We start from the raw sequence: 11,070 nt of genomic DNA on the forward strand, positions 1-11,070 counted from the left end.
CGGGGCGGCGAGGGAGGGGGACGTCGCGCCTCCACCCGCATGGACAGACCTCATGGGACCTTCCGGCGCGCCCCTCGCCAGCCCCGATGTCCGCCCTCTTACGCGTGAGATATAAGGCTCAACCCACCCGTTCCACCAGCCCCGCGCCTTCACCGCGCCAATGGCCGACGGCGGTGACGATCACGCGGGACACGGCTTCACCACCGGTCTTTGGCGCATCGCTTTCCAGCGTATCGCCGGCCAAGGCAGGAAACAGCGTGCCCTCGTTCACCGCCAGCGCGGCAAGGGCAAGGCCGGCGGCAAACTGCGCCTCGAAGCCATGGCCGATGCGATTGGCGAGCGAACGGACCGGCAGGGCGGCCGCGCGCAGGGCCTGCGCTTCCGCCTCGGTGGCGCCACGGGCGCCGGTGGCGCCGGAGAATACGGCGGTGCCCGGGGTCGTGCCGGCCTTGGAGAGCAGCGCCGTCACCTTTTCGGCGACGCTGCCCGGCGTGTCGCGGCGTGCCCGTTCCGACCACACGCCGGAGAGCTTCGCCAGCGGCTTGGCGCCGCGCGCGGTCGCGTGCTCGGGCGATTCGAGCACCAGGAAGGCGCCCATGGAGCCGGAGGGAATGCCCGGCGCGCCATCCGCGCCGAAGATCGGCCGGAAGCCGTTTTTCATGCAGAAATCGTTCAGCGCGTAGAGGAGCAGCATGTCCTCGCGCTCGGCGTTATAGGCCCCGCCCACCAGCGCGATCTCGCTCTGCCGCGCGGCGATACGCGAAAACGCGATGCGGGTTGCATCCACGCCCGCGCTTTCCTCGCCCATGAAGGTGCGGGAGGAACCGGTGACGCCATGGACGATGGAGATGTTGCCCGCCAGCAGATTGGACAATTGCGCCAGCGAGAGCGTGGGCCGCAGGTCCGAGAGCAGGCGCTCGTTCAGCAGCCGGCCCGCATCGTTGGTTGCCAGGATATCGTTGAGAATCGCCGCATCGACGAGGAAGTCGCGCTCGCCGCCGCCGGCCGCGACGATCATGTCGGTCTGGCCGAGGATCTCGGCATTCTTGGCGATGCCCGCGCTGTCCAGCGCCAGCCCGGCGGCATAGGTGCCGATACGCTGCCACGGCTCCATCTGCCGCTGATCGCCCTTCTTGGGGATCTGGCTGTCGTAATTCACCTTGACCAGGGGATGGACCACATAAGGCGCGAAGCGCTCGGCATCGGTCACCGGGGCGGTGCCGGCGGCGAGCGCCTGCCAATTGGCCTGCGGCCCCTCGCCCAGCGAGGAAACCAGGCCGATTCCGGTGATCCAGACGTCGCGCTTGCCGCTTGGGCTGTGATCAGGCATCGACATAGTCCGCGATCGGGAATTCCACCCGCTCGGCCACCTTGAGCACCACGTCCTTCATCCGGCCCTCGGGCCAGGGCAGCACGCGGAACACCAATTCGGCGTTGCAGATCGGCTTGCCCTCGCAGGTGCAGCGGGTCTGCGCCACCACGAAGCCGGAGCCCTCGTGCAGGATCTTGGAATAAAGGTCCAGATTCTGGCCGGGGACGACGAAGGTGCGCAGCTTGGCTTCCTTGACGGTGGCCAGGAACGGCATCTTGTCGAATCGGTTGCGCGCGAGCACCAGCCAGCCGGTGGTCTGGGCCATGGCCTCGATCAGCAGGACGCCGGGCATGAGGGGATGGCCAGGAAAATGCCCCTCGAAGATGGAGCTTTCTTCCGGCACAAGGCCTTCGCAATGAATGGTCTCAAGGCCCGGATCGATCGCGACGACCCGGTCCACCATCTTGAAAACTTCAGGACGCATTCGCTCCGTCCGACCTCAGGCGGTCTTCGCCGCGACCAGATCGTCGATGCGAGCGCACAGGTTCTTGAGCACGAAATACTGCTCGGTGGTGGCCTTGCCGTCGTTCACTTCCTGCGTCCACTGTTCCAGCGGAAGCTTGATGCCGAACGCTTTGTCGATGGCGAAGGCGATATCGAGGAAGTCCAGGCTGTCGATACCCAGATCGTCGATGGCATGGCTTTCCGGCGTGATGGTGTCGCGCGGGATGTCGCACGTCTCGGCGATGATATTGGCGACGGTATCGAACGTCGAAGACATGAGTGCGCCTCTGTTATGGCTCGGCCGCTCGGGGCACGACCTGCTCGCTGCGGGCGAGACAAAGCGGCCACGGCCGAGGCTTGGCCTCTGCGGCCCCTCGGATAGTCGAAGTGCCCTATAGCGAAGGCGGCCTGAGGTTTCAATGGGAACCGCGCGGCGGTGGCGGTGCGATACCGTTTCCTCTCACGCTTCGGTTAAGGCGCGATCCAGCAGCCGGGCGGGTTCGGCAATGGAATTGGCGCCGAACAGTCCGCGCGGACGCAACAGCCGGGTTGCCCCAAAGGCATGGGCGATCGGCCGCGGCGCATGCGCGGCCAGCGCCGCCGCGGCGGCCAGGGCGGCGAGCCGCTCGGCAATGTGCCGGGCGCGGCTTGCCAAGTGGTCGCCCGCCAGGGAATCGGCAATGTCCCGGGCTGTCTCAACGGCGCCGGGCACCTCGCGTGCCTCTTGCGCCAGGGCCGCGATCACCGCGCGGGTCGCGGCGGCATCCCGGCCCGCCGCGCGCAGCAGGTCGAGCGCCATCACATTGCCCGAGCCCTCCCAGATGGCGTTCACGGGCGCCTCCCGATAGAGCCGGGGCAGGGGGCTTTCCTCCACATAGGCATTGCCGCCGAGCGCCTCCATCGCCTCATAAATGAACCCCGGCGCGGCCTTGCAGACGGCGAATTTCACCGCCGGCGTCAGCAGCCGCGCGCGGGCGGCTTCCAGCGGGTCGTCCTTCGCCCGGTCGAAGCTTTGGGCAAGGCGGAAGGCGAGGGCGGTCGCCGCCTCGCTTTCCATGGCGAGATCGGCCAGCACGGCGGTCATGGCCGGCTGGTCGATCAGCCGCTTCTGGAACACCGTGCGATGGCGGGCATGGTGCACCGCCAGGGCGAGCGCCATGCGCATGAGGCCGGCGGAGGAGACGGCGCAATCCAGCCGCGTCAATTGCACCATCTCGATGATGGTCGGTACCCCGCGCCCTTCCGCGCCGACGCGCCAGGCGAAGGCACGGGCGAACTCCACTTCGGACGAGGCGTTGGAACGGTTGCCGAGCTTGTCCTTCAGCCGTTGCAGATGCAGGGCGTTCACCGTGCCGTCCGGGCGAAAGCGCGGCACGAGGAAGCAGGTCAACCCGCCCGTCGCCTGCGCCAGCACCAGGAAGGCATCGCTCATGGGCGCTGAGAAGAACCATTTGTGGCCGGTGATCTCATATTCGTCCCCACCGATCGCCTCGGCGTGGGTGATGTTGGCGCGCACGTCGGTGCCGCCCTGCTTCTCGGTCATGCCCATGCCGAGGGTGACGCTGCTCTTCTCCCAGAACGGAATGAACCGCGAATCATAGGGGCCGGACGTGATGCGCGGCAGCCACTCGGCCAGAAGCGCGGGCGCGGCGGCGAGCGCGGCCGGGGCGGCATGGGTCATGGTGAGGGGACAGACGTGCCCGGCCTCCACCTGCGCGATCACGAACAGGCGCGCTGCCCGCGCCACATGGCTGCCCCCGGTCCAGGTGGAGCTTGCAAGACCCGCCGCGTGGCTGTGCGCCATCAGGGCGTGATAGGCGGGATGGAATTCCACAAGATCGAGCCGCCGGCCCTGGGGATCGTGGGTACGCAGGCGCGGCGGGTTCTCGTTCGCGTGCCGGCCGAGGTCCAGGCGCGCCTGCGTCCCCCAGTCCGCGCCGAACGCCGCCAGATCCTCCGCGGCCTTGCCGGAAAGGCCCGCAGCCTCGCGCAACGGGGTGTCTCGGGTCACCAGATTGATGTCCGCGAACGGCGGCGGCTGATTGAAGACGGCCTCTTCGGCGGTGGAACGGGTCATGGCGCGCCCTCCCAGATGGCATGTCCCGGTGCTTTGCGGCGCCTTCGGCTGGACACGCCTTTTCTGCCCGCTAAGCTGCCCGCCCATGCCCCTGTTCGCAACCACCTGGCCCTGGATCGGCCTCGGCGCTGCCGGGGCCTTGCTCATTGTGCTTGCCGCCACCGACGGTCTTCAGGCCGACCGGCGGATTGCGCGCTGGTTCGATCTGCAATGGCTCACCTGGCTGGCGGTGACGGCCTATTTGCTGCACCAGTTCGAGGAACATGGGGTGAGCCTCTTGGGCGCGCCTTATGCCTTTCGCGGCGCCTTGTGCGCGACGCTGGGCTATGGCGATGCCATCTCCTGCCCGGTGCCGCTGGCCTTCATCACTTCCGTGAACGTCTCGGCGGTCTGGGTCGCGGGCTTTGCGAGCGCCTTGGTGGCGCGGCGCTTTCCCTTGATCGCGCTCAGTTTCTTCGCTGTGCCGCTGGTGAATGCCTTCGCCCATATCGTCCCGGCGCTGCTGGAACGCCGCTACAATCCGGGCTTGTTCAGCGCAGTGGTGCTGTTCCTGCCGCTATGCCTGTGGACGCTCACGGTGGCGGTGCGGCGCCATGGGGCGGGGGCGAAGGCGATTGGGCTGGTGGTTCTGGCGGGCATGCTGGTGCATGCGGTGCTGATGGGTTCCCTGCTCGCTTATCTGCGGGATTTCATCGGGCTTTGGCTGCTGGTCGCGATCCAGGTGCTGAATGCCGCCGTTCCGGCGACGCTCATGGCGGTGGCCTTCAAGGGGCGGACGCCGCAGGGGCGGGTGCCCGCGCCGCCGCCGCCCCCGGCCGCACCGGCGCGGGCGCCCCGAAAACCCCGCCGCCCGGCGGCGCCGGCCGCCTGATGGCGTAAAATGTTTCACGTGAAACAATGGCTTAGCCTAGAAGAACAGGGGCGAGAAGGCAGTTTTTCGCGCCTCTCCGTGCCTTTCCAGCCGACCAAATCGCGATTTCGGCCAAAGTTTCCCGTCGAATTTCGGCGCGGCGAAATTTGCCGCCGCCCCCAGGTCCACGCCTGGACTCTCGGCGCCAGATTCGCCGCGCTCTAACCGGGCGCGCCGACGTTAGACGCTCGCGCCCTTGGCCTTGTCGCGCCGCAGGTGCTCGTCCAGCCGGGGCAATATCTCCACAAAGTTGCAAGGGCGGTAGCGCACGTCCAACTGGTTGACGAGGATTTCGTCCCACCCATCCTTGCAGGCGCCGGGGGAGCCGGGCAGGCAGAAGATGTAGGTGGAGCGCGCGACCCCGGCGGTGGCGCGGCTCTGAAGGGTGGAGGTGCCGATCTTCGCGAACGAGATCATGTGGAACACGGTGGAGAAGCCCTCCATGCGCTTCTCGAACAGGGGCTCCACCGCCTCCGGGGTCACGTCGCGGCCGGTGAAGCCGGTGCCGCCGGTGGTGATGACCGCGTCGATGGCGGGATCGTCAATCCAGCCTTGAACCACGGCGCGGATTTCCGCCACATCGTCCGGCACGATCTTGCGGTCCGCCAGCACGTGGCCTGCGGTCTCGATGCGCTCGGCCAGCACGGCGCCGGATTTGTCGTCGGCGAGCGCACGGGTGTCGGAAACGGTGAGCACGGCGATCTTCAGCGGCACGAAGGTGCGCGCGGCATCTATGCCTGGCATCAGATGGCTCCCTGCAAGGTGTTGCATTGCTGCATGGAGCCGCTCTTAAGCCCGCGCGTGAACCACGTCACCCTCTGCTGCGAGGAGCCGTGGGTGAAGCTGTCCGGCACCACCACGCCCTGCGACTGGCGTTGCAGGCGGTCGTCGCCAATGGCGGTGGCGGCGGCGAGCGCCTCTTCCACGTCGCCGGGCTCCAGGATGCGGAAGCGTTCGTTGGCGTGATAGGCCCACACGCCGGCGAGGCAATCGGCCATCAGCTCGGCCCGCACGGAAAGCGCGTTCGCCTCCCTCTTGGTACCGGCATTGCGCTGCGCGGCCTGGATCTTCGGCAGGATGCCCGTGAGGTTCTGCACGTGGTGGCCCACCTCGTGGGCGATCACATAAGCGGCGGCGAAATCGCCCGGCGCTTTGAACCGCGTCTTCAGCTCCTGGAAGAAGGAGAGGTCGAGATAGACCTTCTGGTCGGTGGGGCAATAGAACGGCCCCATCTCGGCCGAGGCGCCCCCGCAGCCGGAGCGGGTCTGGCCGGAGAACAGCACCATCTTCGGGTCCACATAGGTGCGACCCTGGGCGCGGAACAGATCGGTCCACACATCCTCGGTCTGCGCCAGCACGGCGGCGGCGAAGCGGCCGAGTTCGTCGGTGGGGGGACCCTGCCGGGTCGCCTGGGAGGGGGCCGGCTGCTGATAGGAGCTGCCGCTGCCGCCGCCCTGGATCGCTTCCAGGCCGCTGAGCAGCACAAGCGGATTGATGCCGAGCGCCCAGCCCACCACACCGACGATGAGGATGGTGCCGATGCCGAGGCCACCGCGCCCGCCCGGCATCTGGAACCCGCCGCCGCCGCCTTCGCCGCGCCGGTCCTCCACATTACCGCTGGACCGGAAGTCGTCCCACCGCATGCTCAAGCCTCCTGCCCACAGGCGCGCCACCTGATGCTTCGCGCCGTCTTCGTTTCCGCCGACTTGGCCGCAGAGACAACGCTTGAGGGGGCCTGTGGTTCGATCCTCGTTCTCTTAAAGCACAGCTTTGCGGCGAAATCCTCGTTTGCACGCCGGGGCGCGCCTCGGGCGCCGCCGCGACACTGCGCCTCGGCCGGGATTAAATTTTCCTTAGGGAAAGTTTTTGGCGCGAAACCGCGCTCCAGCCCGGCTCGACATTCAAGGGCCTGCTGCATGTTCGAGGCACTTGGGGGCGGTCGCGCGAATGTCTCTCCTTTACCGATCGTCATGGCCGGGCGCGTCCCGGCCATCCACGCCGGGCCGCCCGCGCGATCCTTGAAAAGTCGGTGCCAGCGGCGCCGCGTGGATGCACGGGACAGGCCCGTGCATGACGCAGCACTGCTGCAACGGCATTAAGCCCGGAGTGTCGAGGCCTCGACGGCAGGTCCGCGCCATCGTCATCCTTTGATCGGTCGTCGTCTTTTGCGCGTCATGGCCGGGAGCGTCCCGGCGATCCACGCCGGGCGGACCGCGCGGACCTTGAAAAGTGGGTACCAGCGGTGCCGCGTGGATGCACGGGACAGGCCCGTGCATGACGATGGTCCTGCAACGGCGCAACGCCAGGACTTTCGATCGGCCCTTGTCTCGCACCCGGCGCACCCTTGCCTTCGGCCGGCGGCGGCGCCACCCTCCCGCATCGTCGGTGAAGCCGAATCGCAACGCTCGGGGAAGAGAGTTCACGCCATGGCCGCCATCGAGCCCCGCTCCGCGAAAGCCAAGTTCGGCCTCAATTTCAAGCGCGAGCATGCCGCCTATAAGGCCGGCGCGCGGCCGGTCGCTGGGGCGGACGAGGCGGGGCGCGGCCCGCTGGCCGGGCCCGTGGTCGCCGCCGCCGTGGTGCTGGATCCCAAGCGAATCCCCGTAGGGCTCAACGATTCCAAAAAGCTGACGCGCGAGGTGCGCGAGCGCCTGTTCGCGGAAATCTGCGCCACGGCGGAGGTTTCGGTGTGCCTCGCGCCGCCGGGACGCATCGACCGGGACAATATCCGCCAGGCCACCTTATGGGCGCTCGCCAATGCGGTGCGCGGCCTGCCATGCGCGCCGGCGCTGGTCTTTGTCGATGGAAACGATCGCCCGCCCTTATCCTGCACGGTGGAAATGATCGTCGGCGGCGACGGGCTCATCGCCTCCATCGCGGCGGCCTCCATCGTCGCCAAGGTCACGCGGGACCGGCTGATGTGCGGCCTCGGCGCGCAATTCCCGGTCTATGGGTTCGAGCGGCACATGGGCTATGGCACCCGCGAGCACGGGGATGCGCTGCGCGCCCACGGCCCTTGCCGCCATCATCGCCAGTCCTTCACCCCGGTGCGGGAGCAGCAATTGCTTCTGTTTGGCGCGCCCGCCCCCGAGGCGGAGGCCGAAGAGTTGGTCGCTGCGGAATAGCGGCGGGTTCGCCTTTCAGGCGGCTTGCCCCGCAACGCCGAGCACCTTCTCCACATTGTGGCGGTGGACCGCCTCGTAAGGCTCGAAATAGGCGACCGCCCCGGTCGCCAGCGCCTCGGCGGCGAAGGTGGGGAGGTCCTGCGCGGCCAGCGCGGGTTCGCGCTCCAGCCGCAACAGCTTCTCCACATAGAGGCGGGTTGCCGCGATGAAGGCCGGCGGATACCCGCCCGCGAGGATCTGCGCCTTGGAGCCGTGATTGGGCAGGATGGTGGAGATGTCCCATTCCGCCATGCGGTCGAGGTCGCGCAGGTGGATCGCCAGCCGGTCTTCTTCGGCCACATAGGTGATCGGGTCTTCCAGCGTATCGCCCGCCAGCAGCACGCCGCCGGGCAAAAGCGCCACCGTGCCGTCACGGCTGTGGATGTCGAGCTGGCGCAATTGCACCGGGATCTGCCCCACCATGAGGTCGAGCGTGCCGGAAAACAGGCTGTTGGGGAGGATCAGCGGCGTGATGGGCGGATCGCCGCTTTCAAGCGCATCCTTGTGGGCCGCGAGGATCTCGGCCGTGTCCTGATTGGCGATGATCTCGCAATCGGCAAACACCTCGGTGCCGGCCACATGGTCGTCGTGCCAATGGGAGAGCACGAGGCGCATGTGCGTGACGCCCATCTCCTCCAGCGTGCGGCGGATGATGCGGGCGTGGGGCAAGGAGATGTGCGGATCGTAGACCAGCGCCTCCGCCCCATCCACCACCGCATAGGTGCAGATGCCCAGCGCGAAGGCGCCGTCGTCGAGCCAATTGGGCTTTTCGCTGTAGAGGCGCACGCCGGGGATGCGGCCATCATAGAAGCCGAGCAGATGGGGCGCCAGATGCAGCACCTCCATTGTCGAACCATAGTCCGGCATCGCGCACTCCTAGATGGGGGAAAGGGGCGGGCTATTCGGCCGCCGCCTTGGAATGGCCGAGCCGCTGGGAGAGCGTCACCAGGAGGTCGCGCGCGGCGTCGGCGATCACGGTGCCGGGCGGGAAGATGGCTTCCGCGCCGGCCGCGCGCAGGGCGTCATAATCCTGCGGCGGCACGACGCCGCCCACCACCACCATGATGTCGCCGCGCCCTTCCGCCTCCAGCGCCTGCTTCAGCGCCGGCACGAGCGTGAGATGGCCGGCGGCGAGAGAGGAGATGCCCACCACATGGACGTCATTCTCCACCGCCTGCCGCGCGGCCTCTTCCGGGGTGGCGAACAGGGGGCCGATGTCCACGTCGAAGCCGAGGTCGGCGAAGGCGGAGGCGATCACCTTCTGCCCGCGGTCGTGCCCGTCCTGGCCCACCTTGGCCACCAGGATGCGCGGCCGGCGGCCTTCGGCATGCTCGAACTCTTCCACCTGGCGCTGCACCTTGCCCACCTTGTCCGTCATGGCGCCGGCCTCCCGCTTGTAGACGCCGGAAATGGCGCGGATCTCGGCGCGATGGCGGCCGAACACCTTCTCCAGCGCGTCGGAGATTTCGCCCACGGTCGCCTTGGCGCGGGCGGCGTTGACGGCGAGTTCCAGCAGGTTCGCGCCCGCGCTCGCGCCATGGGTGAGGGCGGTGAGCGCGCTTTCCACCTCGGCATCGCTGCGCTCGGCGCGCAGGCGCTTGAGCTTTTCGATCTGCGCGGCGCGCACGGCGGAATTGTCCACCTTCAGCACGTCGATCTGCGCCTCGGTCAGCGGCTTGTATTTGTTGACGCCCACCACGGTCTGCGCCCCGCCGTCGATGCGGGCTTGCGTGGTGGCGGCGGCCTCCTCGATGCGCAGCTTGGGAATGCCGGCCTCGATGGCCTTCGCCATGCCGCCGAGCGCTTCCACTTCCTGGATATGGGCCCAGGCCTTGGCGGCAAGGTCCGCGGTGAGGCGCTCCACGAAGAAGGAGCCGCCCCAGGGGTCGATCTGGCGCGTGGTGCCGCTCTCCTGCTGCAGCAGGATCTGCGTGTTGCGGGCGATGCGGGCGGAAAAGTCGGTCGGCAGCGCGAGCGCTTCGTCCAGCGCATTGGTGTGCAGCGACTGGGTGTGGCCTTGGGTGGCCGCCATGGCCTCCACGGCGGTGCGCATCACATTGTTGAACACGTCCTGCGCCGTGAGGCTCCAGCCCGAGGTCTGGGAATGGGTGCGCAGCGGCAGGGATTTGGGGTTCTTCGCCCCGAGGTCGGTCATCAGGCGGGTCCACAGGAGGCGGGCGGCGCGCAGCTTCGCCACCTCCATGAAGAAGTTCATGCCGATGGCCCAGAAGAAGCTGAGGCGCGGCGCGAACACGTCGATGGGCAAGCCGGCGGCGGCACCCGCGCGGCCGTATTCGACCCCGTCCGCCAGCGTATAGGCGAGTTCGAGATCCTGCGTCGCCCCGGCTTCCTGCATGTGATAGCCGGAAATGGAGATCGAGTTGAAGCGCGGCATCTCCTTGGAAGTGTAGGAGAAAATATCCGAGATGATGCGCATGCTGGGTGCGGGCGGATAGATATAGGTGTTCCGCACCATGAACTCTTTGAGGATGTCGTTCTGGATCGTGCCGGAGAGCTTGGCGTGGGGCACGCCCTGTTCCTCGCCCGCCACGATGAACAGCGCCAGGATCGGCAGCACCGCGCCGTTCATGGTCATGGACACGCTCATCTGGTCCAGCGGGATGCCGGAAAACAGCGTGCGCATGTCGTAAATGCTGTCGATGGCCACCCCGGCCATGCCCACGTCGCCGGCGACGCGGGGATGGTCGCTGTCATAGCCGCGATGGGTGGCGAGATCGAACGCGACCGAAAGCCCCTTCTGCCCGGCCGCGAGGTTGCGGCGATAGAAGGCGTTGGAATCCTCCGCCGTGGAGAAGCCGGCATATTGCCGGATGGTCCAGGGCTGGTTCGCATACATGGTGGGGTAGGGGCCGCGCAGGAATGGCGCGATGCCCGGATAGGTGTCGATGAAATCGAGCCCCGCCACGTCCGCCGGGCCGTACAGCGGCTTCACCGCGATCCCCTCGGGCGTCACCCAGGGTGCGAACTTGGCCGATGGGGGCGCCAGGTCCGGCGCGCGCCAATCGATATCGGCGAAGGCGGGCAAGCGGCTCATGTCTCATCCTAACTCAGTTCGGCGCACCGCGCGAGCAAGCGCTGGGTG

Annotated in this window: 10 protein-coding genes; 2 read left to right on the forward strand and 8 right to left on the reverse strand. The window is 67.8% G+C overall.

The window, feature by feature from the left end; genetic code table 11:
- Positions 1-118: 118 nt before the first annotated feature.
- The 4 genes from V5F78_RS05795 to V5F78_RS05810 all read right to left on the reverse strand — a co-directional run bounded on the left by V5F78_RS05795 (position 119) and on the right by V5F78_RS05810 (position 3,893).
- A complete protein-coding gene (locus V5F78_RS05795; RefSeq protein WP_394065890.1) occupies positions 119-1,330 on the reverse strand; it encodes a beta-ketoacyl-ACP synthase in 1,212 nt (403 codons plus the stop codon).
- Entirely contained in the window at positions 1,323-1,796 is a 474-nt protein-coding gene (locus tag V5F78_RS05800; protein ID WP_394065889.1) for a 3-hydroxyacyl-ACP dehydratase FabZ family protein, read from the reverse strand. The genes V5F78_RS05795 and V5F78_RS05800 overlap by 8 nt, the downstream gene beginning before the upstream one ends.
- A gap of 15 nt (positions 1,797-1,811) precedes the next feature.
- Positions 1,812-2,093: an acyl carrier protein gene (locus V5F78_RS05805; protein ID WP_348844761.1), complete on the reverse strand. Its 282-nt coding sequence runs from the start codon at positions 2,091-2,093 to the stop codon at positions 1,812-1,814.
- A 183-nt stretch (positions 2,094-2,276) separates the two neighbouring features.
- Positions 2,277-3,893 (reverse strand): acyl-CoA dehydrogenase family protein, encoded by a 1,617-nt coding sequence (locus V5F78_RS05810; RefSeq protein ID WP_394065888.1) that lies wholly within the window; start codon positions 3,891-3,893, stop codon positions 2,277-2,279.
- A gap of 85 nt (positions 3,894-3,978) precedes the next feature.
- On the opposite strand from V5F78_RS05810, the gene V5F78_RS05815 reads away from it, so the two are divergent.
- A complete protein-coding gene (locus V5F78_RS05815; protein ID WP_394065887.1) occupies positions 3,979-4,764 on the forward strand; it encodes an HXXEE domain-containing protein in 786 nt (261 codons plus the stop codon).
- 219 nt (positions 4,765-4,983) lie between these two features.
- Here the strand turns inward: V5F78_RS05815 and moaB are convergent, their stop codons facing one another.
- Together moaB and ypfJ are read right to left on the reverse strand one after the other, a co-directional pair.
- Positions 4,984-5,547, reverse strand: coding sequence for a molybdenum cofactor biosynthesis protein B (gene moaB / locus V5F78_RS05820; RefSeq protein WP_394065886.1), 564 nt, complete (start codon positions 5,545-5,547; stop codon positions 4,984-4,986).
- Positions 5,547-6,446, reverse strand: a complete 900-nt coding sequence (ypfJ, locus tag V5F78_RS05825; RefSeq protein WP_394065885.1) for a KPN_02809 family neutral zinc metallopeptidase — start codon at positions 6,444-6,446, stop codon at positions 5,547-5,549. The genes moaB and ypfJ overlap by 1 nt, the downstream gene beginning before the upstream one ends.
- A gap of 783 nt (positions 6,447-7,229) precedes the next feature.
- On the opposite strand from ypfJ, the gene rnhB reads away from it, so the two are divergent.
- Positions 7,230-7,928 carry a ribonuclease HII gene (gene rnhB, locus V5F78_RS05830; protein WP_394065884.1) on the forward strand — a complete coding sequence of 233 codons (699 nt, stop codon included), beginning with the start codon at positions 7,230-7,232 and terminating at the stop codon, positions 7,926-7,928.
- 15 nt (positions 7,929-7,943) lie between these two features.
- Here the strand turns inward: rnhB and V5F78_RS05835 are convergent, their stop codons facing one another.
- Both V5F78_RS05835 and scpA read right to left on the reverse strand, forming a co-directional pair.
- Positions 7,944-8,834: an MBL fold metallo-hydrolase gene (locus V5F78_RS05835; RefSeq protein WP_394065883.1), complete on the reverse strand. Its 891-nt coding sequence runs from the start codon at positions 8,832-8,834 to the stop codon at positions 7,944-7,946.
- A 31-nt stretch (positions 8,835-8,865) separates the two neighbouring features.
- Entirely contained in the window at positions 8,866-11,022 is a 2,157-nt protein-coding gene (gene scpA, locus V5F78_RS05840) for a methylmalonyl-CoA mutase (RefSeq protein WP_394065882.1), read from the reverse strand.
- Positions 11,023-11,070: the final 48 nt, after the last annotated feature.

The organism is Roseixanthobacter glucoisosaccharinicivorans (assembly GCF_043195095.2).
Classification (GTDB): domain Bacteria; phylum Pseudomonadota; class Alphaproteobacteria; order Rhizobiales; family Xanthobacteraceae; genus NCEH01.

Bases quoted from the DNA above. Each gene is read 5' to 3' on its own strand.
- V5F78_RS05795 (WP_394065890.1), bottom strand. From the start codon at position 1,330: ATGCCTGATCACAGCCCAAGCGGCAAGCGCGACGTCTGGATCACCGGA.
- V5F78_RS05800 (WP_394065889.1), bottom strand. From the start codon at position 1,796: ATGCGTCCTGAAGTTTTCAAGATGGTGGACCGGGTCGTCGCGATCGAT.
- V5F78_RS05805 (WP_348844761.1), bottom strand. From the start codon at position 2,093: ATGTCTTCGACGTTCGATACCGTCGCCAATATCATCGCCGAGACGTGC.
- V5F78_RS05810 (WP_394065888.1), bottom strand. From the start codon at position 3,893: ATGACCCGTTCCACCGCCGAAGAGGCCGTCTTCAATCAGCCGCCGCCG.
- V5F78_RS05815 (WP_394065887.1), top strand. From the start codon at position 3,979: ATGCCCCTGTTCGCAACCACCTGGCCCTGGATCGGCCTCGGCGCTGCC.
- moaB (WP_394065886.1), bottom strand. From the start codon at position 5,547: ATGCCAGGCATAGATGCCGCGCGCACCTTCGTGCCGCTGAAGATCGCC.
- ypfJ (WP_394065885.1), bottom strand. From the start codon at position 6,446: ATGCGGTGGGACGACTTCCGGTCCAGCGGTAATGTGGAGGACCGGCGC.
- rnhB (WP_394065884.1), top strand. From the start codon at position 7,230: ATGGCCGCCATCGAGCCCCGCTCCGCGAAAGCCAAGTTCGGCCTCAAT.
- V5F78_RS05835 (WP_394065883.1), bottom strand. From the start codon at position 8,834: ATGCCGGACTATGGTTCGACAATGGAGGTGCTGCATCTGGCGCCCCAT.
- scpA (WP_394065882.1), bottom strand. From the start codon at position 11,022: ATGAGCCGCTTGCCCGCCTTCGCCGATATCGATTGGCGCGCGCCGGAC.